Here is a 25,688-nt window from a genome sequence, read left to right on the forward strand (position 1 = left end):
GGCCATTTGGCCCGCCTTTTTCATTCGCGGGATGCGTTCATAGCATGCCCGATTTTAAAAACATCGCCTGATTATGAATAAATTGCATCCCTGCTGCGTAATCCCAGCAGGACATCCTTTGGTATTTTGCCGCGGGGTCTGTCTGACGTTGGTTCGTGAAATAATGAGGGCCAACAATAACATGTTGAAAGAAGTCTGTTCAAAGGTGCCGCCATCGGACATATTGCAAAAATATTAGGAATGAAATTTTCGGTAGTCATGACCCCTGACCAGTTCAAATCAGAAATGATTGCGCTGTTACCGCGCCTGCGCCGATTTGCGCTGAGCCTGACTCGTTCTGGTCCGGATGCCGATGATTTATTACAAGAAGCTTGTACAATAGCGCTTCAGAAGTGGGAACAATATGATCCCGCGCAGCCATTTGACCGCTGGATGTTTCGCGTTGTACGTAACCTATGGGTCAGCGAAGTGCGTAAGCGTCAGGTCCGTCAGGGCCAAGGCCAGGTGGATGCACAAGACGCGCCAGAACTACACGCGGCAGGTAGCGCTGATGAAACCTTGGAGGCCAAGCAGATACGACGTAAGGTCACCGACCTTGGTGAGGAACTTTCGCAGCCTTTGCTGTTGGTTTGTGCCGAAGGATATAGTTACCGTGAGGTTGCGGATCTATTGGGGATTCCCGTTGGTACGGTGATGAGTCGCATTCACCGTGCCCGCAAACAGCTTGTATCAGGGCTCGTATCGGAGGGGGCTGGCAGATCATGACTGAATTTTCGACACAGCTGAGTGCCTATCTTGATGGCGAGCTTGACCCAACGGCCTCTTTGGCTGTGGAAGAGCGGTTGGCCAATGATCCGGCGGCGCAAGCAGAGCTTGATGCGCTGATTGCAGCCGATGTGCTTGCACAGGAAGCTTTTGAAGCAGAGTTGAGCGCTCCTGTTCCTTTTACCTTGGCGCAGCACATTAAATCGGCTCCGATGCCGCAATCTGCTGCGCCGAAATCACGACCTGTCTGGGGTGCGCTTGCGGCCAGTCTGGTTGTCTTTGTTCTTGGCGGTCTGGGTGGTTTTGCACTGCGTGGGCAGGATGCCCCTGTGCAAACCGCCGGTTGGTTGGCCGATATCGCTGATTATCATGCGATCTATGCCAGCCAGGTGCGTCACTTGGTCGAAGTGGGCGCCGACGAATCCGATCATATCGAAACATGGTTGGGCAACACTGTTGGCGCGACCTTTTCCATTCCTGATCTGACTGAATTTGGTTTGACGTTCGAAGGTGGTCGTCTGGTTGTTGCCAATGGTAACCCTGTCGCCCAACTGATGTACCGGGATGCGGATGGTGTCGTTGTCGCACTTTGCCTACAGCGCACCAGCAAAACACCGCCAGAGACACCGACCTTTAACGAACAGACCATCAATGGCTTTGATTTTGTATCATGGACGGCTGGCGAGGCAGATTATGTTGTCATCGGCCCCGAAGATCAGCCTGACCTGAACGAAATCGCTGCCGCAGCGGCGCTGGAAATCTAAAGCCAGTCGCGCAAAATCGGGATCAGCGGGATATCTGCCGCTGGCATAGGATAATCGCGCAATTCGTTCGCCCGTACCCATTTCAACGCTTGTTTCTCGCGCGACTGTGGTGCGCCCTCCCATTTGCGGCAGGCAAATAGCGGCATCAGCAAATGGAAATCGTCGTAGGAGTGGCTGGCGAATGTCAGTGGGGCAAGGCAAGACGCCCAAGTATCGATCCCCAGTTCTTCTTGCAACTCGCGGATCAAAGCTGCCTCGGGTGTTTCGCCTACTTCAACTTTGCCGCCGGGGAATTCCCATAGGCCTGCCATTGATTTGCCTTCTGGGCGCTGCGCCAAAAGGATGCGTCCGTCAGCGTCAATCAATGCAACAGCCGAAACCAATACGGTCTTCATGACCGATAGTCCGCGTTGATGCTGATATAGCCATGGGTCAAATCACAGGTCCAAACCGTGCTTTCACCCTTGCCGATCCCCAGATCCACACCCAGTTCAAGTTCGGCATTTTTCATATAGGCGCTTGCGGCGTCTTCGGAATAATCCGGCGCGCGCCAGCCGTTTTCGGCGACTGTGATATCACCAAAGCGAATGCTTAACCGGTCGCGGTCAGCGGCAGCGCCTGATTTGCCAACTGCCATCACAACACGACCCCAGTTGGCGTCTTCGCCCGCGATGGCCGTTTTAACGAGGGGGGAATTTGCGACGGCCAGCGCCACCTTATGCGCATCGGCGTCATCCTGCGCGCCGGTGACCTGAACGGTGATAAATTTGGTTGCACCTTCACCATCACGGACGACCTGATGGGCAAGGTCGCGCATGACGTCGTGCAAGGCATGCGCGAACGCAGCATTCGCGGTCACGTCCACACCAGATGCACCCGTTGCAGCCACGATCAGCGTGTCAGATGTGGATGTATCACTATCCACGGTGATGCAGTTAAACGTTTTTGCATTTTGCGCTGACACCAAGGCTTGCAGATCGTCTTGATCAATCTTCGCATCGGTAAAGATAAAGGCCAGCATCGTCGCCATATCAGGTGCAATCATGCCAGAGCCTTTGGCGATGCCCGCAATATTGACGGTTTGTCCGTCAATGGTCATCGTCGCCGATGCCCCTTTTGCAAAGGTATCGGTTGTCATGATGGCTTCTGCTGCCGCGTTGATAGCGGTAGTGGACTGTGTCGTCTGTAATTCGGCAATCTTGTCGGTAATCCGCGCGTGCGGCAACGGTTCACCAATCACCCCGGTTGAGGCGGTAAAGACACGCGATTGCGGGACACCTGTTGCGGCTTCAACTGCTGCTGTCAGGGCTGTGACACTGCCATCACCGTTTTTACCGGTAAATGCATTGGCATTGCCCGCATTCACAAGGATTGCTGCGGGTGTGTTGCTGGCACCGCCTAGTTTGCGTTGGCAATCCAATACAGGCGCTGCACGCGTGGCCGACCGGGTAAAGACACCCGCAATGGCTGTGCCTTCGGCCAGTACAGCCAACATGACATCTTTCCGGCCTTCGTATTTCACACCCGCAGCAGTGGCCGCGAACGTGGCCCCGCTAATTTCCGGTAACTGCGGAAAGGTGGCGGGCGCCAAAGGTGAGACGGTCATGTCTGCCTAGTCCAGCAATTCAAGCGCGTCGATCAGGGCGGGGTCAAATTCGCCTGGTTCTGGCTTGGTGATGGTCTGCGCTTCTGCAAGTTCATCCAGACGCGCGGTGATTGCTGCCTCTTGCAATTCTTGCGCGATTTGAGGGCGTAGATCATCAATTGTCGGGCGTGGTTGGACGCGTGTTTCCAGCAACGTTGCAACGTGCCAGCCAAACTGCGTTTCAAACGGTTCTGACACACCGCCAACGTCTAGCCCCATGACGGCTTCTTCAAACGTGGGAACCATGGCACCGGGGCCAAACCAGCCAAGGTTACCGCCATTGGGGCCAGTGGGCCCAGTGGATACATCGCGCGCCACATCTGCAAAGGCAGCGCCTTCGTCGATCCGGGCTTTGGCGGCGATTGCCTCTTCCTCGGTTTCGACCAGCAGATGTGCGGCGTTGAATTCTTGGATCTCTTCAGCGTTTTCAAAGCGCGCATCATAGGCGGTCTGCACATCGGCCTCTGTGACGGCATTATCTGCGATGGATGTGATAACATCAGCCGCGATCAACGCCCGCCGTTCATTGCTTAGCGTGTATTCGATCTGCGCGGATACTCCATCAGCTTCATCTGCTAAAAGCTGTTGCTGGATCAACTGATCCACAAGGCCGTTAAACAACGCATCAGCCGGAAGCTGCGCATATTGCGGTGGCAGCTGGGTACGGGCGATAATAATCTCGCCCATGGTGATTTCTGTGTCGCCGACGGTGGCCACAACGGTTTCGGCGGTCACGTCCTGGGCAAAGGCCCCGGTGGACAAAACCGTAGCCATGGCTGTTGCACCCAAAAATGTAACATGTTTCAGCATTAAACGATCCCTTGATAGGCCGCGTTCGCCCGCGGCGTTGACACTGTACTGGTGGCCCCTTACATCCCAAAGATGCCTCGAGGAGGCCTTATAGTTCCATAACCTCGGCCCTTTCTATGTGGCCTTTACCGGGCCTACAAGCGACCTCCTCTCAAATAGATGTCAGACAGGCGCGCACGCGCCGCCGGAGAGAATATGCTGGGTTTCGGAACGATTGCCAAAAAGGTGTTTGGCACCGCAAACGACCGCAAAGTCAAAGCGGCCCGCCCTTTGGTCGATCAGATCAACGCGCTTGAGCCTGAATTCGAGGCGCTGTCTGACGAAGAGATCAAGAACAAAACCGAAGAACTGGCGAAACGTGCCATGGGCGGCGAAAGCCTTGATGCAATCTTGCCCGAGGCATTCGCCAACTGTCGCGAGGCTGCCAAACGCGCGCTAGGCCTGCGTGCCTTTGATACGCAACTGAAGGGTGGCATCTTTCTGCATCAGGGTAACATCGCAGAGATGAAGACGGGTGAGGGTAAAACCCTTGTTGCGACTTTTCCCGCCTACCTGAACGCGCTGACAGGTAAAGGCGTGCATATCGTCACTGTGAACGATTATCTGGCCCGCCGTGATGCTGAGTGGATGAGCAAGGTTTACGGTGCTTTGGGTCTGACCACTGGCGTGATCTATCCCCAACAGCCGGAAGACGAGAAAAAGGCCGCTTACGCCTGTGACGTGACCTATGCCACGAATAACGAGTTAGGCTTTGATTACCTGCGCGACAACATGAAGTCTGAGCTTGATCAGATGTTCCAGCGCCACCACAACTTTGCGATTGTGGATGAGGTCGACAGTATTCTGATTGATGAAGCGCGGACGCCGCTGATTATCTCTGGCCCCGCCCAAGACCGTTCCGAGATGTACGCGACGATTGATAAGGTGATCCCTGACGTTTCAGAAGACCTTTATACGCTTGATGAAAAGACCCGCCAGGTCACGTTCAACGACGAAGGAAATGATTTTCTGGAAGAGAAATTGACGTCATCCGGCCTGCTGCCAGAAGGGCAGACGCTTTATGACCCGGAAAGCGCCACGCTGGTGCACCACGTCAATCAGGCGCTGCGTGCGCACAAGCTGTTTACCAAAGACAAAGATTATATCGTGCGTGACGACGAAGTCGTTCTGATCGACGAATTCACCGGCCGTATGATGGCCGGGCGTCGCTTGTCTGATGGTCTGCATCAGGCGATCGAGGCGAAAGAGGATTGTTCGATCAAGCCAGAGAACGTGACCATGGCCTCTGTCACGTTCCAAAACTACTTCCGTTTGTATGACAAACTGGGCGGCATGACCGGTACTGCGGCCACCGAGGCGGAAGAATTTCAGGAAATCTATCGTTTGGGCGTTGTCGAGGTGCCAACGAACAGGCCCATCGCGCGGATTGACGAAGACGATCAGGTATACCGCACCGCCCGCGAAAAGTTTGCAGGTGTTGTCGATGAAATCAAAGAGGCCCACGCCAAAGGTCAGCCGATTTTGGTTGGCACGACATCAATCGAAAAATCCGAGGCGCTGGCAGAGATGCTGAAAGCCGAGGGAATCACCTTTAACGTTCTCAATGCGCGGCAGCACGAACAAGAAGCACAGATTGTTGCTGACGCTGGAAAACTGAACGCCGTCACAATTGCGACGAACATGGCCGGTCGCGGCACCGATATTCAGCTGGGCGGTAACGTCGAAATGCGCGTGTTGCAGGCGATGGCCGAAACACCTGACGCCGATATCGAAGAGGTGCGCGCGCGTATCGAAGCCGAAGTTGCTGATGAAAAAGAAAAGGTGAAAGCCGCGGGTGGTCTGTTTGTCCTTGCGACCGAACGCCATGAAAGCCGCCGGATTGATAACCAGTTGCGCGGCCGGTCTGGCCGACAGGGTGACCCGGGCCGTTCGGCTTTCTTCCTGTCATTGGAAGATGACCTAATGCGCATCTTCGGCTCTGACCGATTGGATAAAGTACTGTCCGGTTTGGGCATGAAAGAAGGTGAAGCGATCGTCCACCCGTGGGTGAATAAGTCGCTGGAACGCGCGCAAGCCAAGGTTGAAGGCCGCAACTTTGACATTCGCAAGCAGTTGCTGAAATTCGATGATGTAATGAACGAACAGCGAAAGGTTATCTTTTCGCAGCGCCGCGATATCATGGAAGCGAAAGACCTGTCAGAGGTCACCAAAGACATGCGCGATCAGGTCATCGATGATCTGGTTGACGATTTTATGCCGCCAAAAACGTATGCAGATCAATGGGATACAGAAGGTCTCTATGCTAGTGTGATTGAAAACCTTGGTATTGATGTGCCGGTGATCGACTGGGCCGCCGAAGAAGGTGTCGATGATGATGACATCCGCGAGCGGCTGGAAGAGGCTGCCGACAAATACATGGCAGAAAAGGCCGAAGCCTTTGGTGATGAGACGATGCGCAACGTTGAAAAGCAACTTCTGTTGCAAACGATTGACGCCAAATGGCGCGAGCATCTGTTGACGCTGGAACATTTGCGTTCCGTCGTGGGTTTCCGGGGGTATGCGCAGCGCGACCCGCTGAATGAATACAAAACCGAAGGCTTCCAATTGTTCGAAAGCATGCTTGATGGGCTGCGCACGGATGTGACACAGAAACTGTCAAAAATTCGTCCGATGTCCAAAGAAGAGCAGGAACAAATGGTCGCGCAAATTCGCCAGCAGCAGCAAACGGCTGCGGCGGCTGCAGCGGCTGCGGCCACCCCGGCGGCGGCTGCCGCAGCGGCTGGAACGACGCGTGAAGGCTTTGACGAAAATGATCCAAGTACCTGGGGAAACCCAGGCAGAAACGACCTTTGTCCCTGTGGATCAGGCAAGAAGTTCAAGCATTGTCACGGTCGCCTCGCCTAATTGCCGACATAATTGGGTCACGCTAAGACCTTTCGCCAGTCCTGTTCATGTCACGTTAACACGGCATTCCTACCCTCAGCTTTCTGCCGCTGTGAGGGATGGGGATGTCTCGCTTTAACACGATCAAAACTGTCGCTTCGACGCTGACCATTGCCGTAACCCTTGGGTTTCTTGTGCAATATGGTGAAACAACGCCGCGTGTTGGTGATGGGGAAAGCGAAGAACTTTATAACAACGCCCCGCGATCTTTAATGCTGTCGACGAATGCGCAAGGCGAACCTGTTTTTGGCGTGCCGAATATTGTTACTACCCCACTTGATCACGCTGCCAATGTGCAACGTGTTGTTGCTGTTGATGTGGTTTATACGGAAATGGCCGCACCTAACCTTGGGATGATTATGGCTTCGCCGGTATCCGGGTGTGATGCCACCCTGTCTGCAGCGCGTGAACCTGCGGCGATGGTTGCCTTGTCCTTGTCTGCCCCTTGCGCCGAAGAACAGGCTTTTGCTGTGTCGCATAGCGGCATGAAAGTCGCTGCAAATACTGATGGCGAAGGCAACGCAATTGTCCGCATTCCCGCGCTGGTGACAGACGCTGAATTCAAGGTGACATTTGACAATATTCTGCAAGCCACGACAAAGATTTTTGTGCCGGAATTGCGCCAGTACGATCGTGCCGTGCTACAATGGATGACATCGGACAACATGCGCCTGCATGCACTGGAAAACGGCGCGCAGATTGGTGATCCTGGTCATGTTTGGTCTGCGTCCCTGCATTCGCCTGAGGATACGCGCGAGGGCAAGAATGGTTTCGTCGTCTATCTTGGCGACGCTGATGCAGATATTCCTTATCAGGCCGAAGTTTACACTTTTCCCGAGGGCCAGATGAACCGTGACGGTGCGGTTGACCTGCGTGTCGGTGTCACCGTGACCGAAAAGAACTGCGGACGCGAGGTGGACGCGATGACTATCCAGACCAACGCGGGACAGACGCTTATTCAAAGCGAAATTGCAGCGCAAATGCCTTCCTGCGAAAAGATAGGCGAAGTCGTGTTTCTTCAAGATAAATTTTCTGACTTGGCAATCGTGTCGAACTAAGCAGCACCATTAAAAAGACCAAGCGCCCGAAAGCTGGTTTCGTTTGATTTCCCAATAATCAAGTGATCATGCACGATGATGCCCAGTGATTTGGCAGCCGCATCAATCTGCCGTGTCATCTGAATATCGGCGTCTGATGGCGTTGGATCGCCAGAGGGGTGGTTGTGTACAAGGATCAATGCGCTGGCATTCAGTTCTAGCGCGCGTTTCACAACCTCGCGCGGATAAACCGGGACATGATCGACCGTGCCTTTGGCCTGTTCTTCATCAGCGATCACGGTGTTCTTTGTATCTAGGAAAAGAATGCGAAACTGCTCTGTTGCGCGATGTGCCATGGTGGTGTGACAATAATCAAGTAACGCATCCCAACTGGACAGCACATGACGTTGCATAATTTTAGCGCGTGACAATCGATGCGCTGCCGCTTCGACAATTTTCAGTTCCAAAAGAACGGCATCGCCAACCCCGCTTACCGCCAGCAGTTGCCCTGCCGATGCAGACAGCACGCGATTGAAATCACCGAAGATGTCAATCAGCGCACGCGCCAGCGGTTTCACATCTTGCCGCGGGATTGCACGAAACAGGACGAGTTCCAGCATCTCATAATCCGGCATTGCCCCGGCACCGCCAGACAAGAACCGTTCGCGCAGTCTTTTGCGATGATCGCGCATGTAGGATGGGACCTTGCCCTTTTGCAAAGGCAAAACCTCGGTCACGTCATCATGATCGGCAAAAAGGGAAGGTGCTTCGGCAAAATGGGTCATATGCCCACTTTGCCAAAACGATGGTTACCGCGTGGTTAACGCTAGCTCTTCATTGAGTCCCAAAAGCTTTTGACGCTGTCAAAGAAGCTGGACCCTTGCGGGTTGTTGTCTTCGCTCAGCTGGTCAAACTCTTTAAGAATTTCGCGCTGCCGCGATGTTAGCTTAACGGGTGTTTCCACCGCCAGTTCGATGAACATATCACCGGTATTACCGCCGCGCAGTGCGGGCATACCTTTGCCACGCAGGCGCATTTGACGGCCCGATTGCGACCCTTCGGGCACTTTTACCCGGCTGCGTCCGCCATCGATGGTGGGCACCTCAATCTCGCCGCCCAAAGCAGCGGTCGCGATGGACACAGGCACGCGGCAATATAGATTGGTGCTTTCACGTTCGAACAGTGCGTGGTCCTGTACCTCGATAAAGATATAAAGATCGCCGGTTGGCCCACCGCGCATTCCGGCCTCGCCTTCGCCGGCAAGGCGAATGCGTGTGCCAGTTTCAACACCAGCGGGGATGTTCACAGACAGCGATTTTTCTTTTTCGACGCGGCCTTGCCCATGGCAGGTTTTGCAAGGGTCTTTGATAATCTGACCTAAGCCGGAACAGGTTGGACAGGTGCGTTCAACCGTAAAGAAACCCTGCTGCGCACGGACCTTCCCCATGCCGGAACATGTTGGGCAGGTTTGCGGTTCTGATCCACCTTCGGCACCGGTGCCATTACAGGCACCACAACTTACAGCCGTGGGTACGGTGATTGTTTTCTGCATGCCAGCAAATGCATCTTCGAGGTTGATCCGCAGGTTATAACGCAGGTCATTGCCGCGTTGGGCCGCACTGCGACGGCCACCGCCACCGCGGCCACCCATGAAATCACCGAATAGATCGTCAAACACGTCAGAAAACGCGCTGCCAAAGTCGCCTTGGCCGCCGCGCGGCCCGCCGCCACCCATGCCGTTTTCGAACGCCGCATGACCATAGCGATCATAGGCAGCTTTCTTGTTCTCGTCCTTCAGGACTTCGTAGGCTTCATTCGCCTCTTTGAACTGTGCTTCGGCGTTTGGGTTGTCAGCATTGCGATCTGGGTGCAGTTCTTTGGCCTTTTGGCGATAACCCTTCTTGATTGTCGCGGCATCCGCACCTTTCGCGACGCCAAGCACTTCGTAATAATCACGTTTTGCCATGATGATATTCCCCCTTTGGGAAAGGAAAAGACCGGCCCGGGTTGCGGGCCGGTCAATTCACAGACGGCGTAACGCCTTAGTTGTCACGCTTGTTGTCATCCAGATCTTCGAAATCCGCATCGAGGATTTCTTCGTCTGCACCCGGCGCATCAGGCTCTACTTCGCCTTCAGCTTCTTGCTGCGATTTATAGATCGCTTCACCCAACTTCATGGCCGCTTCGGTTACGTTCTGGACGCCAGATTTGATCTTATCGGCGTTTTCTGTTTCCAGATCGTCCTTAAGTGCGGCAATCGCCAGTTCAATCGCTTCGATTGTGGTTGGATCAACCTTATCCGAATGCTCTTCCATCGACTTTTCTGTCGAATGGATCAGGCTCTCCGCCTGGTTTTTCGCATCCACCAGCTCGCGGCGTTCCTTGTCAGCTTCGGCATTCGCTTCAGCGTCCTTGACCATTTCTTCGATGTCGTCATCCGACAAACCACCAGAGGCCTGGATCGTGATCTTCTGTTCTTTGCCGGTGCCTTTGTCTTTGGCGCCGACCTCAACGATGCCGTTGGCGTCGATGTCAAAGGTCACTTCGATCTGCGGCAGGCCACGTGGCGCTGGCGGAATATCTTCAAGGTTGAACTGGCCCAACATCTTGTTGTCGGCGGCCATTTCACGCTCACCCTGGAAGACGCGCAATGTCACAGCGTTCTGGTTGTCTTCGGCGGTCGAGAAGACCTGAGATTTCTTCGTTGGGATCGTCGTGTTCCGGTCAATCAAGCGTGTGAACACACCGCCAAGGGTTTCAATACCCAAGGACAATGGTGTCACGTCCAGCAGAACCACATCTTTGACGTCGCCTTGCAGAACACCGGCCTGAATGGCGGCACCCATCGCCACAACTTCGTCAGGGTTCACACCTTGGTGCGCTTCTTTACCAAAGAACTTGGCCACTTCTTCTTTGACCTTTGGCATGCGTGTCATACCGCCAACCAACACGACTTCGTCGATGTCAGATGTGGACAGACCCGCGTCTTTGATCGCTTCTTTACAAGGCTTCAAAGATGCTTTGATCAGATCGCCAACAAGGCTTTCCAGCTTCGCGCGCGTCAGCTTCATCACCATGTGCAACGGCTGACCGTCAGAGCCCATAGAAATAAACGGCTGGTTGATTTCGGTGCTGGAAGAAGATGACAGTTCGATCTTCGCTTTTTCAGCAGCTTCTTTCAGACGCTGCAACGCCATCTTGTCCTTGGTCAGATCGACCGAGTTCTCTTTTTTGAACTCATCCGCCAAATAGTTGACGATGCGCATGTCAAAGTCTTCACCACCAAGGAACGTATCACCGTTGGTGGATTTCACTTCGAACAGGCCGTCGTCAATTTCAAGGATCGTGACGTCGAATGTACCGCCGCCAAGGTCATAGACCGCGATAGTTTTGCTGTCTTTCTTGTCGAGGCCATAAGCCAACGCAGCCGCTGTCGGCTCGTTGATGATACGCAGAACTTCGAGACCCGCAATCTTACCGGCGTCTTTCGTCGCCTGACGCTGGGCATCGTTAAAGTAGGCAGGAACCGTGATAACCGCCTGTGTCACGTCTTCGCCAAGATAGCTTTCGGCGGTTTCTTTCATCTTACCAAGGATGAAAGCAGAGATCTGGCTGGGGGAATATTTCTCACCCTTGGCTTCGACCCATGCGTCGCCGTTGCCGCCGTTGATGATCTCAAACGGCATGTTCTTTTTCTCTTTGGCAAGGTCCTTGTCGTCGAACCGACGACCGATCAGACGCTTGACCGCAAAGATTGTATTTTCAGGGTTGGTAACAGCTTGGCGTTTCGCCGGCTGGCCAACAAGGCGTTCATCATCTGTGAACGCAACGATAGATGGCGTTGTGCGCGCACCTTCGGCATTTTCTACAACACGTGGCTTTGCACCATCCATGATGGCGATGCAGGAGTTCGTGGTTCCCAGGTCGATACCAATAACTTTGGCCATTTTCAAATCCCTCTACGTTAGGCGGTTTGAGCAGCGCGAACCCGTTTTCGGCACCCGCGCCAGTTTCATTTTTGCAGTTCAGGATCACGCCCTGAATCTACGATCTTGGCGTATATAGGGATGCGGTATTGGGGCTGCAAGCACCAGAGTGCCCGCGACGCGCGTAAAATAACGGTTTTTATCGCCTTGGCAGAGCAAGCGCGGTTTATCGCCCGGCAAACCAGCTAAGTGAAACGTGCTGTCGTCCAAAGAATTCGCCCATCAGACCGATCATAATCAGAACGAGGGCGACATAAATCGGGTAGTCTGAACTGGTGAATTGCGGATTATAATGCAGGAACACGGCGCCCCGCATCTGATCAATGATGTGAAAAAGCGGGTTCCAGTCAAACATGTTGATCATCGACGCGGATAGCGAGTTCACCACAAAAAGCTTGCCCGACGCGATCATATTCACACGGACATAAATTGATTTGGCGATGGCAGTAAACTTGGGGAACCAAGGCTTTAACGCCAAAAAAATCATTCCCACGGCGCACCCTGAAAACCACGCCATGATCAAGAAACCCAATGCGGCGATCGGATCGTGAATTGTGATGGGCGACAGAAGGATATGATAAACCAACAGGATAATCATCAGCGTGACAAATTGCTGGTAAAACGTGGATACCGCCGTTGCCACAATCGCAATAATCGTGTTCATCGGGCGGTGCAGCATCATAGCAGATGTCGGCCCTGCGGCACCCATCACCGCGGCAACAGATTTGACGTGAGTGAGATAAACAAAAATCCCCGTCATGATATAAAGCAACATATCGCCACGAATGGGCGAACTTCTAAGCCCCAAAATTTGATAAAATAGCAAAAACGCGACAATCAGTGTCAGACCCTGCACCATATTCAGCACCATCGCAATCACTGCGTTCCGATGCCCGCTGCGGGCTTGCCGCACGATTGTATGATAGGTCACCTCAAGCATGCCAAGCAGGCTACTGCCATGCGTCCTATGAATTGGCGTTTGAAACATCGTGGGTCCGATCAGGTCATTCTTGCTGTTTCGAGGTTTGTCGCACGATATCCTTGCTGATCGTTTGACGAAACAGCATAAACGGGCTGATCAGGGCTTTTTGATGACAGGTGATATTTTATGGACTTTGTGAAACTGACAATTGTGATGCGCGAACTGGCTTTGCAAGCTGGTGACAAGATCATGGAGATTTATGGCTCTGACGATTTTGAGGTACGTTCGAAAAGCGATGAGAGCCCGGTTACTATCGCCGATGAAGCGGCCGATGCCATCATCAGCGCCGGTCTGCGCGCGGCCTTCCCAGATACGCCGCTGGTGACCGAAGAACAGGCAGCATCCCATGCGCAATCGGTCAGCACATTTCTGATCGTTGATCCGCTGGATGGCACGAAAGAATTTATCAAACGTCGCGGCGATTTTACAGTGAACATCGCTTACATCGAAAATGGCGTGCCGATCCGTGGCATCGTCTACGCCCCTGCCAAAGACCGCTTGTTTTATACAGACGCGAACGGTGTTGCCGTTGAAGAGGAAGGTGCCTTCGCGAAAGACGCGCCAGGTGCGACGCATCCGATCAAAGTGTCGACCCCAGACAATAGCGCGCTTTTGGTTGTGGCCTCGAAATCGCACCGCGATCAGGCAACCGATGACTACATCAACAAATACGCGACAGCCGATATGAAAAGCGCGGGTTCATCGCTCAAGTTCTGCCTTGTCGCGACAGGAGAGGCGGACATCTATCCGCGCCTTGGCCGCACGATGGAATGGGATACCGCCGCAGGACATGCCGTTTTGAAAGGTGCAGGGGGTGAGGTCGTTCGCTTTGATGATCATACGACTTTGGCCTATGGCAAACCGGGGTTTGAAAACCCGTTCTTCATCGCCTACGCACCCGGTGTGCAGCTAAAGCAACCCTGATGTCCGTCCTGATCGTTATTCCGGCGCGCTATGCCTCAACCCGGTATCCCGGCAAACCGCTTGTGACATTGCGGGGTGCCAGCGGCGCGGCAAAAAGCCTGATTCGCCGGTCATGGGACGCGGCTTGCGATGTTGCGGGCATTGAGAAAGTGGTAATTGCCACCGATGACACGCGTATTGCAGATGCATCACAGGCATTTGGGGCAGAGGTCGTGATGACATCGGCCACCTGTCAGAACGGGACGGAACGTTGCGCCGAAACGTTGAAGAAGCTGGAAGGGGATTTTGACCTCGTTGTGAACTTGCAAGGCGATGCACCGCTCACCCCGGCGTGGTTTATCGAAGATCTTGTTCAAGGGCTGCGCAACAACCCAAACGCAGATGTGGCAACACCGGTTTTGCGCACCGAAGGACGGGCGCTTAACGGGTTGCTCCAAGACCGCAAAGAGGGCCGTGTTGGTGGGACAACGGCCGTTTTTGGCGCTGATTACAATGCGCTATATTTTTCGAAAGAGGTTATTCCTTACACCGGCCAGGACTTTGCAGATCATGATGAAACACCTGTTTTTCATCACGTTGGCGTCTATGCCTACCGACCAAAAGCGCTGGCAGCTTATGCGCAATGGGGTGCCGGACCGCTGGAACAACTCGAAGGGCTAGAGCAATTACGCTTTCTTGAACGCGGCGTGCCGATGCTATGCGTCGAGGTGGCTGCCAAAGGCCGCCAGTTTTGGGAATTGAACAACCCTGAAGATGTGCCTCGTATAGAGGCAATGTTGGCAGAGATGGGTCAAGACTAGGCAGTCGCGCGCGATTTCTTGCGCAAGAAGGCTGAAATCCTTTGGCTTTGTCTTTATACTGTCGCGGATAAGCTGTTACTTGAGTGCAAATTGTTTTGAGGATCAAATTTATGAACAGAAAAGTATCAAAAGCCATTTTCCCCGTCGCTGGCATGGGAACACGCTTTCTGCCCGCGACCAAATCCGTCCCGAAAGAGATCATGACATTGGTGGATCGTCCACTGATTCAATATGCCATCGACGAAGCCCGTGCCGCTGGGATTGAAGATTTTATTTTCGTGACTTCACGCGGCAAATCTGCGCTGGAAGATTACTTTGATCTGGCACCTGATCTGGAAGCCTCGCTTGAGGCGTCTGGCAAAACCGAACTGCTGGAAATTCTGCGCAACACCAACATGGATAGCGGCACCATTGCTTACCTGCGTCAACATAAAGCGCTGGGCCTTGGGCATGCTGTATCCTGCGCGCGCAAGTTGATCGGGGATGAGCCTTTTGCCGTCATTCTACCTGATGACGTGATTGCAGGCGAAAAACCATGTTTGCAGCAGATGGTCGAGGCGTATCAGGAAACCGGTGGTGCGATGGTTGCCACAATGGAAGTATCGCCAGCGCAAACATCGTCTTATGGTGTGCTGGATGTTGCAGATCAAAGCCCGCGTATCGTAACCGCGCGTGGCATGGTTGAAAAACCCGCAGCGGGAACGGCGCCGTCCAATCTGGCCGTGATCGGGCGGTATATTCTGACGCCGCAGGTGCTTGCGAATTTTGACAATATCGGGCGTGGCGCCGGTGGTGAAATTCAGCTGACCGATGCAATCGCAGAAGAAATCCAATCAGGTCGTGATGTGTTTGGCTATCGGTTTGAAGGTGAACGTTACGACTGTGGTTCCAAGGCGGGCTTTTTGCAGGCCACCGTGGCGTTCGCATTGGCGCGCGACGATCTGCGTGATGAACTTGATGCATTTTTGACGGACCTGCATGTGGCCAAGCAGGCTGCGCAATAAGGTCTTTGCTGTCATTGCCCAAGACCGGCCTTTGGCATGCTTATCGCCTGCGTTGGAAACGCAGGCGATTTCTGTTTCGGATATGGCGCAAACGTAAAGAGCTATCGTTATCCACTGACCGGACAGCACAAATTTCCCCTGATGCAATCCTTGCCTTTTCAACGGTGCGCAATGAAATCGTCAGGCTCCCACATTTTTTGGCTTATTACCGCAAACTTGGAATTAACCATTTTCTGTTTGTTGATAACGGCAGTGATGATGGTACGGCTGCGTTTCTGGCAGAACAGCCTGATGTGTCATTGTGGACGACAACGCATAGTTATCGGTTATCACGTTTTGGGATGGATTGGCTTGGCTGGTTACAATGGCAATATGGAAACAAGCATTGGTGTCTGACCGTCGATGCAGACGAACTTTTGACGTATCCTGAGTGCGAAAACCGTGATCTTCGGGCGCTGACATCTTGGTTGGATGAAAGGGGCGAGGCATCGTTCGGCGCGTTGCTGCTTGAGCTTTATCCAAAAGGGCCTTTGCAGTCCGCCACCTATGTGCCGGGGGATGATCCGACCAAAACACTGGGTTGGTTTGATCCGGACAACTATCGCAACCAAGTGCATCCATATTACCACAACCTTTGGATACAAGGCGGTGTGCGCGAACGCGTCTTTTTCGCGAATGAACCTGCGCGCGCGCCAACGCTGAACAAAACGCCGCTGGTGCGTTGGTCGTGGCGCTATGTTTATGTCAGTTCAACCCATCAGATCCTGCCCACACGGCTGCATGATGTGTTTGACCTTGAAGGCGACAGTAAGGTCAGTGGTGCCCTGTTGCATACCAAATTCCTGCCCATTGTCGGTGCGAAATCTGCCGAAGAATTGACACGCGGGCAGCATTTTCAGAACACAGCCTTGTATCAAGACTATCATCGCAGGCTGACTGAAAACCCCGACCTTTGGCATGAAGGGTCTTGCCGTTACGAGGGGCCTGCGCAATTGGTTGAGTTAGGATTGATGTCCAAGGGGCGTTGGGTCTGATATGGTAAGTGGTAACGGGACAAACAGGTAACTTCAGGCGTGGGCTTTTTGACTTCATATCGGCTGCGGTGGCAGCGCAAGCACTGGCGTGCGCGTGCCTTGCGCAAAGGGCGCGAGTTGCAGGCCGTGTCTGACCGCACCAGCGATATTGGCCCCGATGATGTGCTGCTGTTCTGCACCTTCCGCAACGAAGATGTGCGACTGCCGTTCTTTTTCGATTATTATCGCAAGCTGGGTATCAACCACTTTCTGATGATTGATAACGGCAGTGCAGACAACGGCCCCGCTTTTGCGCAAGAACAACCCGACGTGTCTTTGTGGCGCACTGATGCACCTTATGGTGAGGCCCGTTATGGTGTTGATTGGCTGACCTATCTGCAAGGCAGATACGCTGATGGCCGCTGGGCGCTGACCGTCGATGTTGACGAATTTTTTGTCTACCCGTTTTGCGATACCCGGCCTATTCGTGCGCTGGCCGATTGGCTGGATGCGTCAGAGGTGCGTTCATTCGGGGCGATGCTGCTGGATATGTACCCCAAGGGTCCGGTGGGTCAGACAGAATACGCGCGCGGCGATAACCCGTTTGAAACAGCCAGTTGGTTCGACCCTGGCAATTATTTCATGACGCAGAATAAATTGCTGAAAAACCTTTGGATTCAAGGCGGCCCGCGTGCACGCAGTTTCTTTGCGGCCAAGCCAAAGCAAGCACCTGCACTAAACAAAATCCCATTTGTGAAATGGCGCAAACCCTATGCCTATGTCAGCTCGACGCATATGATGCTGCCACGGGGGCTCAACCTTGTTTATGATCAGCAAGGGGGTGAAAAGACCTCTGGCATCTTGCTGCACGCCAAGTTCCTGAACACCTTTGGCGATCGGGCAACCGAAGAAGCGCAGCGCGCTGAACATTATCGCAATGGCCAAGAATACAAGACATATGCGGAACGCCACGGCACAGACCCCGATCTTTGGTGCCAGTGGAGCGAGCAATACATCAACTGGCGCCAGCTCGAGGTGCTGGGCCTGATGTCCAAGGGGAACTGGGCATGAGCTTGGGTGTCATCATGTTGGTGCACACCGCATTTGATCGGGCCGAACAGATGGTGCGCCATTGGGCCGCCGCTGCGTGCCCGGTTGTTGTCCATGTTGATAGTAACGTTCCTGACGCGACTTATGACGCCTTTATGCGGTCCGTGGCCGACTTGGCTGATGTGCGCTTTTGTGCGCGGCACCGGTGCGAGTGGGGGACTTGGGGTTTGGTTGCTGCATCGCAAGAGGCGGCGACTGTTTTGCTTGAGGATTTTCCTGATGTGCAACATGCATTTCTCGCGTCCGGGGCTTGTCTGCCGTTACGCTCAATTGCCGATCTTATCGGTTACTTGAAAGCGCAGCCTGACACCGATTTTATCGAAAGTGCGACGACCGCAGATGTGCCGTGGACGGTTGGTGGATTGGACCGGGAAAGGTTCACGCTTAGGTTTCCGTTCGCGTGGAAAAAGCATCGTCGTCTGTTCGATTGGTTTGTCAAACTGCAACAGATCCTGGGGTATCGGCGCAACATCCCCGAAGGGATCAGACCACATATGGGATCACAGTGGTGGTGCCTGACGCGACAGACCCTTGATGCGATCCTGCAAGACCCTAACCGCGACACATATGACGCCTATTTCCGCAAAGTCTGGATTCCGGACGAAAGCTATTATCAAACCCTGACCCGCTTGCATACGCGCAAGGTGGAAAGCCGGTCACTGACACTGGCTAAGTTCGACTATCAAGGTAAGCCGCACATCTTTTTCGATGATCATGCAGAACTGCTGCAACGCTCAAAAAGCTTTGTTGCACGTAAAATCTGGCGCGATGCAGACCAGCTTTATCAGATGTTTCCGCTGCCCAGCGATCCGCTTGGTGCTGCTGAAGAACCCAATTCCGGCGCCGTCGACAGGGTCTTTTCCCAAGCGGTAGAGCGGCGCACGCTTGGCCGCGCAGGCCTTTATATGCAAAGCCGCTATCCAAGCATTGATCGGCAAACCAACGTCGCCGCTGCGCCCTATGCTGTTTTGCAAGGTTTAAGTGATGTCTTTCCTGATTTTCAGCCATGGCTTACCCGACAGACAGGTGCGCAGGTGCATGGGCACCTGTTTGCAAAGGACCGCGCACATTTTGCAGATGACAGTGATGTGTACCGCGGCGGGCTGTCAGACAACGCGCGGCTGCGCGATTACAATGGCAAGATGTTCCTGACGAACCTGATCTGGAATGGCCGGGACGAGCATCATTGCTTTCAGTTTGGCCCTGCGGACACCCAAGACATTTGCTGGACCCTTGCCAAGGATACCAACGCCAGCATCTGGGTTGTCTCTGGCGCGTGGTCGATCCCGCTGTTTTCATCAGGCCGGTCAGCCAGTGATATACGCGCCGAAGCAGCACGCCTTCAGCGGATTGAGGATAAGTTTTTAAAGGTTCTGCGTTCACCTGATGCGCGGGCGCGGATCAATATTATGACGTTAGCGCAGTTCATCGAGGCACCTATGGATGTTCTGCAAACGATCATTGACGAAATCGCGGGCCACCGGGGAAATGCGCTGAAAGAAGTGCCAAAGATGGCTGATTTAACAGGGTTGCCCGACTTCCTGCAGGACCTGAAAAACCAAGGCATGCATCCGTTCCTGACCGGTGACATCACGGTCGGAAACACCCAAGCGCCCAAACCAATATCGCGCCGCAAACCTTATGTGATCAGCACGAAATGAGCAGGTTTCGGTCTTTCATTCTGCTGGCCGAAATGCGCACAGGATCAAACCTGTTGGAAGCCAACCTGAATATGCTTGATGGTATCAGTTGTCATGGAGAGGCATTTAATCCGTCTTTCGTCGGATACCCGAAGATTGACGAGGTGCTGGGTATTGACCGGGATGCCCGCGAAAAGGATCCGCATGCCTTGCTGCAAAAGATCAAAGACAGCGATGATCTGGGGGGTTTTCGGTTTTTTCACGATCACGACCCACGTGTGTTGGACACCTGCATTGATGATCCCTATTGCGCCAAAGTCATTCTGACGCGCAATCCGCTGGACAGCTTTGTAAGTTGGAAAATCGCGCAAGCGACAGGACAATGGAAACTGACCAACGCAACCCACTCTAAATCAATGGCAATCACCTTCGATCCAAAGGCGTTTGAAGCGCATCTTGAAGCTATTCAATCTTTTCAGACCAGCATTCAACGCGCACTTCAACTTAGCGGTCAGACGGCCTTTCATATCAACTATGATGACCTGCGCGATGTTGATGTGCTGAACGGGTTGGCACAGTTTCTGAGCGTGGATGCGCGCCTGTCAAACGTGAACAAGAAACTGAAGAAACAAAACCCAGAGCCGCTGAACCAGAAGGTCAAAAACTACGATCAGATGACAGATGCTTTGGCCCGTATCGATCCGTTTGACCTATCACGTACCCCGCATTTTGAACCCAAACGCGGTCCTGCCATTCCCACTTATATCGCGGCCCCCACAACTGGGCTGATGTATATGCCGCTGCGGTCCGGGCCCGACCGGGCAGTGCGGCAGTGGCTGGCCGCTGTTGATGGTGCACCGACTGATGCATTGCTTGAAAAGTTTTCGCAAAAATCACTGCGCCAATGGCAGGAAAGGCAGCAGCCCCATCGTAGCTTTGCCGTGCTGCGCCATCCTTTGGCGCGCGCGCATGCTGCATTCTGTGATCGGATCCTGCTGGATGGTCCGCGTCGTCTGCCCGAAATTCGGGCCAATCTGATCAGGGTGCATAAGCTGAAAATCCCTGATGATGCACCAGCTTTGGATGATCCCGCCATCTATTCAGATCAGGATCACAAGCAGGCGATGCTGGGGTTCCTGACGTTTCTCAAAATGAATTTGGCAGGCCAGACCAGTATCCGGGTTGATCCGTCATGGGCCAGCCAGTTGACGCTTTTGCAAGGCATGGCGCAGTTTGCCGTCCCTGATCTTGTGCTGCGTGAAGAGAATTTGCGCGAAGACCTGCATCATTTGGCCCAGCAAATGAACCTGCCAAATACGCCCGCTTTGGGCCATACAGCCCACAAATGGCAGGGGCGCCTTGCGGCCATTTATGATCAAACGCTTGAAGATGCAGCGCGCGCAGCTTACGCGCGCGATTACGCAGTATTCGGATTTGGAAACTGGGCTTAGGCCGCTTGCGACGCTTCAAGCTCGGTCAGGATTGTGTGTAGTGTGCCTGCATCGCTGTTGGCGCGCAGTTTCGTACAAATCGACTTGTCCCGCAGTGTACGTGACACAAGCGCCAGCGCTTTGAGGTGGTCAACGCCAGCATCCTCTGGCGCGATCAGCGCGAATACCAGATCAACGGGCTGACGATCAACCGCATCAAAATCAAGCGGCTTTTCAAGGCGCAGGAACAGGCCAAAAACACCATTTGCGCTGGTCATGCGAGCATGCGGCAGGGCAATGCCCTGGCCAACACCGGTTGGGCCCAAACCTTCACGATCAATCAACGCGTCGATCACATCAACAGCGTTCAGGTCATAGCTTGCCTCAGCAAGTTCGCCCAGATCATGAAAAAGACGCTTCTTGCTGGTGCAAGATGCAATAGATTTTACCGCATCCGCTTTCAGAATAGTGCCAAGTTGCATTGATCGTATCTTTCACTTGATGCGCGGGTCTAACCCGATGTACGCGGGTCGATCCAGCCAATGTTTCCGTCGTCACGTCTGTAAACGACGTTCACCCCATTATGTTTTTCGTTCCGGAACACCAGTACCGGCGAACTTGCAAGTTCCATCTGCATGACCGCTTCACCAACAGACAGGGACGGAATTTTCGTCTCCATCTCTGCGACGATCATTGCGTTTACAGAATCTTGCTCAACCTCATCAGTCTCATCTCTTGATTCGAGGATATATGATCCGGCGTCCGAAAGTTCAACAGGTTGTGAACGCTCCTTATGGTGGTCTTTCAGGCGGCGTTTATACCGGCGCAACTGCTTGTCCATTTTTTCAGAACTTGCATCAAAAGCAGCATAAATTTCGGTTGCTTTACCAGTCGCCTGTGCGGTCAGTCCTGTTGAAAGATGCACAACGGCTTCGCAGACAAATTCATGGCCCGACTTTGAAAAAACAACGTAAGCTTCGGTCGGCCGTCCAGCATACTTGCTTAGAATATCGTCCAACTCTGTCTTCACATGAGTTTGCAGGGCTGCACCAATGTCGATTTGCTTTCCGCTGATCTGGTAACGCATCGTTTCTCCTTTACTGGGTCATGACAGGATGGATCAGTTGGCCCGGAAAACCGGTACCAACTGCGTTCTGTCATATGAGTGGATACCGATAACACCCTGATATCGTTAACCTTACCTGAACAGGCCGGTGATTTACCGGCAAAGACGCAGGGAAAGTAATCGGGTTCGTCATCACCTCTATTTGGCGATGAATCCCTGTCTGTTGTCAATGATGCAGTGGTTAATCCGCCAAAAGAATCAGTTCACACGGAAGTTGTTACCAAGATAGACGCGGCGCACATTTTCGTCTTCGATCACTTCGCTGGTGGTTCCGCTCATCAGGACTTTGCCATCATGCAGAATATAGGCGCGATCGACGATTTGCAGTGTTTCCTGCACGTTGTGATCCGTAATCAGCACGCCAATACCGCGGTTTTTCAGATCAGCGACTAGATGCCGGATTTCACCCACTGCAATCGGATCGACGCCTGCAAAAGGTTCGTCCAGCAGAACGTATTTCGGCCCTGCGGCAAGACAGCGCGCAATCTCAACCCGGCGGCGTTCACCACCTGACAGCGCCATCGCTGACGCGCGGCGCAAATGTTCGATTGAAAACTCTGACAGCAGTTTTTCCAGCCGCTCACGGCGGCGGTGGCTGCTGGATACGCTGATTTCAAGGATCGACATGATATTATCTTCAACGGACATGCCGCGAAAAATCGACATTTCCTGCGGCAGATACCCGATGCCAAGCTGGGCACGCCGATACATTGGCAGGGTCGTAACATCGCGACCATCAATGATGACGCGTCCACCTTCAGGGGTTACAAGCCCGGCGATGGAATAAAAGCACGTGGTCTTGCCAGAACCGTTGGGGCCCAACAGTGCGACAACCTCACCACGCGCCAGATCAATACTAACGTCACGAATGACGGGCCGTTTGCGATAGCTTTTGCGCAAGTTGACAATATGCAATCCAACATCGCCTTCTTGCACTGTCAATTGGGGGCTGGCGTCTTTCATCAGTTGCCACCTTGTTGCAGGACGGTGCGCACACGGCCATCCATTGCGGCGGTGCCATCGGTCACATTGATCGTCATCTGATCGGCAGAAATCGCACTTGGGCCTTGCGTCAGCAAAACGCCACCTGCCAAAATCAAAAGGCCAGTTGTGATATCATAGTCGGCTTCTTGTGCTTCGGCAGCCTCTTCTGCAGTCACAAAAGTCACACCTTTGGTCGCAATCAACCGTGCGATTTGTGATGTATCCGCGCCGTAAATCACCTCAACCCGGCCTGCTGTCAGACGTAAATCACCCTGGCCGATAATGACATTGCCGTCGAAAATAGCTTTGCCGCTGGCCTGATCGACGGACAGGCTGTCTGCGGTGACTTCAATCGCAGCTGATGTATCAACCGTGATTCCACCCAAATTGACGTTGGTTTGCGCATAGGCTGCACCCGCTGTCGCAACAAAAAGGGATGCACAAATGGCGATTAGTCGAAGCATAGGTGCCTTATCCTTGGTTACGGGGTCTGCGGTACGTATAGCAGGCGGACGCCGTCGGTGAACAGCATCTGCTGCGCGATATCTTCTGATGCCACCTGAAAGGTCACTTTTCCAGCGGTCAGTTGGCCGAATGGCGCGCGAATTTCCAATAATCCGTTGCTGGTGACCAGTCCGGTTTCCAACTCTGCGATTAATCCGTTCGTTTCCATCTCATAACCGCTGGACGTGACAAGGCGCGCAAGTCCCAGAAAGCTTGCTATTTGGGTGCTGCCATCAATTTCGCCCTGCGTTGCGGTAACGTCGATATTGCTGCCATCGGTGTTGTCCATGCGCAGCCTTATGCCATCAATACTGACTTTGTCGGGCTGGGTGTAATGCGGGCGCGCCGAATTGGCAGAGATTACGATGACGGCCCCATCATCCGTCAGTCCCGAAAATTCGGGCGCAGAGACGCGTTGTTCGCGCGCGATCGCTTCGACCTCTGCCAGCGCAATCTCGCTCGGTTCTGTCGTCGAGCGGGCAAACAGAAAAAGCGTCGACAACAAGCCCAGCGCGCAAAGCGGCAGGATGATTTTTGCCCATCCGACAAGCTGTGAATAGGTGTTGTCGGCAGGAACCATGGCTAGACGATCCCGGCGCGCAGGCAGTCGTGAATGTGAATGAACCCAGCCGCAGTCCCTGGACCTGCGGGATCAACTGCAAAAAGGCAGGTGATCTTTTTGTCGTTCATTAACGCAACGGCCTCTTCAGCCAAAGCATTGGGTGCGACTGTGGTTGGTTGTGCTGTCATGACCTCGCGGGCGGTATGGTCCAACAGCCCCGTCATATGCCGCCGCAAATCGCCATCGGTCACAATCCCGATTAGGCGGTCATCCGTATCTGTCACACCCACAACGCCAAACCCCTTTTGGCTGATCACCAAAAGCGCTTCGCTCATCGGTGTGTCTGCCGGGACAAGCGGCACAGCGTTGGCCACATGCATCAGGTCCGATACCTTGGACAATTGCGCACCAAGTTTGCCGCCGGGATGGAATTCGCGAAAGTTTTCAGGTGTGAAATCACGATGTTCCATCAAGGCGACCGCAAGCGCATCGCCCAGCGCCAATGTCATGGTGGTCGAGGTGGTAGGCACAACGCCGGTGCCGCATGCCTCGCCCAGTTGTGGCAGCACAATGGCGACGTCAGCGCGTTGCAACAACGTGCTTTGCGGTTTGCTTGCAACACCGATCATCGCGATACCAAACCGCCGGGTATAGGCGACAAGGTCGGCCAGTTCCGGGGTTTCGCCAGAATTGGACAGCACCAACACAACATCACCACGTGTCATCATACCCAGATCGCCATGACTGGCCTCGGCCGGATGGACGAAATGCGCAGGTGTGCCTGTGCTGGCGAATGTGGCCGCGATCTTGCGGGCGATATGCCCCGATTTACCCATGCCGGTCACAATCACCCGGCCACTGGCGTTCAACAGCAATTCAATTGCTTCGCCAAAGCTGTCGCCTAACTGATCCGACAGAACGGTCAGCGCCTTTGCTTCTTGCGTAATGACGCGCCGTGCGGCGGTCAGGAATATCGCGTGGTCGGTCATCAGTGCGAAAAGATATCAATGTCGGGCCATCCGGCCAGATCAAGCTTGGCCCGTGTTGGCAGGAAATCGAAGCAGGATTGCGCCACGTCTGCCCGGTGTTCACGGGCTAGAAGCACGTCGAACTTTTCTTTTAACTGATGCAGGTAAAGAACGTCAGAGGCGGCATAGTCAAGCTGTGCATCCGTCAGGTTTGGCGCGCCCCAGTCGCTTTGCTGTTGATGCTTTGAGATGTCGATCCCAACCATATCCTGCAACAGAGTTTTTAACCCATGCCGGTCGGTATAGGTGCGCACCAGCTTTGATGCGATTTTTGTGCAGTAGACAGGGGCTGTCAGTGCACCGAAAGCGTTTAATAGCGCTGCAATATCAAAGCGGCCAAAATGGAAAAGCTTTAATACATCAGGGTTTTCAAGCATCGCGCACAGATTGGGCGCCGCTGTTTGGCCCGGTGTGACCTGCACAAGGTGGCAATCACCATCGCCGCCTGACATCTGGATCAGGCAAAGACGGTCACGATGCGGGTTCAGCCCCATCGTTTCGCAATCAATCGCAACAACAGGACCAAGGTCCAACCCATCGGGCAAATCGTTCTGATAGAGGTGATTGGCCATGTGTCGCCCTTTTCTGGTCAGCCTTAACCAGCCCCAGATACGGCTTGTCTACGTGATCC

Annotated in this window: 25 protein-coding genes; 11 read left to right on the top strand and 14 right to left on the bottom strand. The window is 53.7% G+C overall.

What is annotated here, in order from left to right; all coding sequences use genetic code 11:
* Positions 1-258: 258 nt before the first annotated feature.
* Positions 259-765 carry an RNA polymerase sigma factor gene (locus tag RCCS2_RS06420; RefSeq protein WP_008232440.1) on the top strand — a complete coding sequence of 169 codons (507 nt, stop codon included), beginning with the start codon at positions 259-261 and terminating at the stop codon, positions 763-765.
* Positions 762-1,529 carry an anti-sigma factor family protein gene (locus RCCS2_RS06425; RefSeq protein WP_008232442.1) on the top strand — a complete coding sequence of 256 codons (768 nt, stop codon included), beginning with the start codon at positions 762-764 and terminating at the stop codon, positions 1,527-1,529. Before RCCS2_RS06420 ends, RCCS2_RS06425 begins: the two co-directional genes overlap by 4 nt.
* Here RCCS2_RS06425 and mutT read toward each other — a convergent pair.
* Genes mutT through RCCS2_RS06440 form a run of 3 tightly spaced genes read right to left on the bottom strand, consistent with a single transcriptional unit; the run spans position 1,526 to position 3,984 of the window.
* Positions 1,526-1,924 carry an 8-oxo-dGTP diphosphatase MutT gene (mutT, locus tag RCCS2_RS06430; protein WP_008232443.1) on the bottom strand — a complete coding sequence of 133 codons (399 nt, stop codon included), beginning with the start codon at positions 1,922-1,924 and terminating at the stop codon, positions 1,526-1,528. The two genes, RCCS2_RS06425 and mutT, sit on opposite strands and share 4 nt — an antisense overlap.
* On the bottom strand, positions 1,921-3,135 hold the full coding sequence (gene argJ, locus RCCS2_RS06435) for a bifunctional glutamate N-acetyltransferase/amino-acid acetyltransferase ArgJ (RefSeq protein ID WP_008232445.1): 1,215 nt from the start codon (positions 3,133-3,135) through the stop codon (positions 1,921-1,923). The genes mutT and argJ overlap by 4 nt, the downstream gene beginning before the upstream one ends.
* A gap of 6 nt (positions 3,136-3,141) precedes the next feature.
* Positions 3,142-3,984: a peptidylprolyl isomerase gene (locus tag RCCS2_RS06440; RefSeq protein ID WP_008232451.1), complete on the bottom strand. Its 843-nt coding sequence runs from the start codon at positions 3,982-3,984 to the stop codon at positions 3,142-3,144.
* 195 nt (positions 3,985-4,179) lie between these two features.
* Here RCCS2_RS06440 and secA point away from each other — a divergent pair, with 195 nt between their 5' ends.
* Positions 4,180-6,888: a preprotein translocase subunit SecA gene (gene secA, locus RCCS2_RS06445; protein ID WP_008232452.1), complete on the top strand. Its 2,709-nt coding sequence runs from the start codon at positions 4,180-4,182 to the stop codon at positions 6,886-6,888.
* A 104-nt stretch (positions 6,889-6,992) separates the two neighbouring features.
* A complete protein-coding gene (locus tag RCCS2_RS17865) occupies positions 6,993-7,985 on the top strand; it encodes a hypothetical protein (RefSeq protein ID WP_156788438.1) in 993 nt (330 codons plus the stop codon).
* On the opposite strand, the gene radC is transcribed toward RCCS2_RS17865, so the two are convergent.
* From radC to RCCS2_RS06470, 4 genes are all read right to left on the bottom strand, one after another.
* On the bottom strand, positions 7,982-8,749 hold the full coding sequence (radC, locus tag RCCS2_RS06455) for a RadC family protein (protein ID WP_008232457.1): 768 nt from the start codon (positions 8,747-8,749) through the stop codon (positions 7,982-7,984). The two genes, RCCS2_RS17865 and radC, sit on opposite strands and share 4 nt — an antisense overlap.
* A 41-nt stretch (positions 8,750-8,790) precedes the next feature.
* Positions 8,791-9,930: a molecular chaperone DnaJ gene (gene dnaJ, locus RCCS2_RS06460; protein WP_008232459.1), complete on the bottom strand. Its 1,140-nt coding sequence runs from the start codon at positions 9,928-9,930 to the stop codon at positions 8,791-8,793.
* 76 nt (positions 9,931-10,006) lie between these two features.
* On the bottom strand, positions 10,007-11,911 hold the full coding sequence (gene dnaK, locus RCCS2_RS06465; RefSeq protein WP_008232461.1) for a molecular chaperone DnaK: 1,905 nt from the start codon (positions 11,909-11,911) through the stop codon (positions 10,007-10,009).
* 205 nt (positions 11,912-12,116) lie between these two features.
* Positions 12,117-12,938 carry an ABC transporter permease gene (locus RCCS2_RS06470; protein WP_037293279.1) on the bottom strand — a complete coding sequence of 274 codons (822 nt, stop codon included), beginning with the start codon at positions 12,936-12,938 and terminating at the stop codon, positions 12,117-12,119.
* Positions 12,939-13,058: 120 nt separating this feature from the next.
* Between RCCS2_RS06470 and cysQ the strand changes: the two genes are divergently transcribed.
* The 7 genes from cysQ to RCCS2_RS06505 all read left to right on the top strand — a co-directional run bounded on the left by cysQ (position 13,059) and on the right by RCCS2_RS06505 (position 20,874).
* Entirely contained in the window at positions 13,059-13,856 is a 798-nt protein-coding gene (gene cysQ, locus RCCS2_RS06475; protein WP_008232469.1) for a 3'(2'),5'-bisphosphate nucleotidase CysQ, read from the top strand.
* Positions 13,856-14,656 (top strand): 3-deoxy-manno-octulosonate cytidylyltransferase family protein, encoded by an 801-nt coding sequence (locus tag RCCS2_RS06480; RefSeq protein WP_008232471.1) that lies wholly within the window; start codon positions 13,856-13,858, stop codon positions 14,654-14,656. Before cysQ ends, RCCS2_RS06480 begins: the two co-directional genes overlap by 1 nt.
* Before the next feature lie 110 nt (positions 14,657-14,766).
* The gene (locus tag RCCS2_RS06485) at positions 14,767-15,660 is read left to right on the top strand and encodes a UTP--glucose-1-phosphate uridylyltransferase (RefSeq protein ID WP_008232473.1); all 894 of its coding nucleotides are present in this window, start codon (positions 14,767-14,769) and stop codon (positions 15,658-15,660) included.
* Positions 15,661-15,665: 5 nt separating this feature from the next.
* Positions 15,666-16,694: a glycosyltransferase family 2 protein gene (locus RCCS2_RS06490; protein WP_008232474.1), complete on the top strand. Its 1,029-nt coding sequence runs from the start codon at positions 15,666-15,668 to the stop codon at positions 16,692-16,694.
* A gap of 39 nt (positions 16,695-16,733) precedes the next feature.
* Positions 16,734-17,744, top strand: a complete 1,011-nt coding sequence (locus RCCS2_RS06495) for a glycosyltransferase family 2 protein (RefSeq protein WP_008232475.1) — start codon at positions 16,734-16,736, stop codon at positions 17,742-17,744.
* Positions 17,741-19,444 carry a DUF5927 domain-containing protein gene (locus tag RCCS2_RS06500; protein WP_008232476.1) on the top strand — a complete coding sequence of 568 codons (1,704 nt, stop codon included), beginning with the start codon at positions 17,741-17,743 and terminating at the stop codon, positions 19,442-19,444. Before RCCS2_RS06495 ends, RCCS2_RS06500 begins: the two co-directional genes overlap by 4 nt.
* Positions 19,441-20,874, top strand: coding sequence for a sulfotransferase family 2 domain-containing protein (locus RCCS2_RS06505; RefSeq protein WP_008232477.1), 1,434 nt, complete (start codon positions 19,441-19,443; stop codon positions 20,872-20,874). Before RCCS2_RS06500 ends, RCCS2_RS06505 begins: the two co-directional genes overlap by 4 nt.
* On the opposite strand, the gene RCCS2_RS06510 is transcribed toward RCCS2_RS06505, so the two are convergent.
* The 7 genes from RCCS2_RS06510 to RCCS2_RS06540 form a co-directional block, all read right to left on the bottom strand.
* A complete protein-coding gene (locus RCCS2_RS06510) occupies positions 20,871-21,335 on the bottom strand; it encodes a PTS sugar transporter subunit IIA (RefSeq protein ID WP_008232478.1) in 465 nt (154 codons plus the stop codon). The two genes, RCCS2_RS06505 and RCCS2_RS06510, sit on opposite strands and share 4 nt — an antisense overlap.
* Positions 21,336-21,364: 29 nt before the next feature.
* Positions 21,365-21,940: a ribosome hibernation-promoting factor, HPF/YfiA family gene (gene hpf, locus RCCS2_RS06515; protein WP_008232480.1), complete on the bottom strand. Its 576-nt coding sequence runs from the start codon at positions 21,938-21,940 to the stop codon at positions 21,365-21,367.
* 237 nt (positions 21,941-22,177) lie between these two features.
* Positions 22,178-22,942 carry an LPS export ABC transporter ATP-binding protein gene (gene lptB, locus RCCS2_RS06520; RefSeq protein WP_008232481.1) on the bottom strand — a complete coding sequence of 255 codons (765 nt, stop codon included), beginning with the start codon at positions 22,940-22,942 and terminating at the stop codon, positions 22,178-22,180.
* The gene (locus RCCS2_RS06525) at positions 22,942-23,427 is read right to left on the bottom strand and encodes an LptA/OstA family protein (protein ID WP_008232482.1); all 486 of its coding nucleotides are present in this window, start codon (positions 23,425-23,427) and stop codon (positions 22,942-22,944) included. Before RCCS2_RS06525 ends, lptB begins: the two co-directional genes overlap by 1 nt.
* 17 nt (positions 23,428-23,444) lie before the next feature.
* Positions 23,445-24,047 (bottom strand): LPS export ABC transporter periplasmic protein LptC, encoded by a 603-nt coding sequence (locus RCCS2_RS06530; protein WP_008232483.1) that lies wholly within the window; start codon positions 24,045-24,047, stop codon positions 23,445-23,447.
* Between the two features lie 2 nt (positions 24,048-24,049).
* Positions 24,050-25,018: a KpsF/GutQ family sugar-phosphate isomerase gene (locus tag RCCS2_RS06535; protein ID WP_008232485.1), complete on the bottom strand. Its 969-nt coding sequence runs from the start codon at positions 25,016-25,018 to the stop codon at positions 24,050-24,052.
* A complete protein-coding gene (locus RCCS2_RS06540) occupies positions 25,018-25,629 on the bottom strand; it encodes a ribonuclease D (RefSeq protein ID WP_008232493.1) in 612 nt (203 codons plus the stop codon). Before RCCS2_RS06540 ends, RCCS2_RS06535 begins: the two co-directional genes overlap by 1 nt.
* Between the last annotated feature and the right edge of the window lie 59 nt (positions 25,630-25,688).

This window comes from Roseobacter sp. CCS2 (assembly GCF_000169435.1).
Lineage (GTDB): Bacteria > Pseudomonadota > Alphaproteobacteria > Rhodobacterales > Rhodobacteraceae > Yoonia.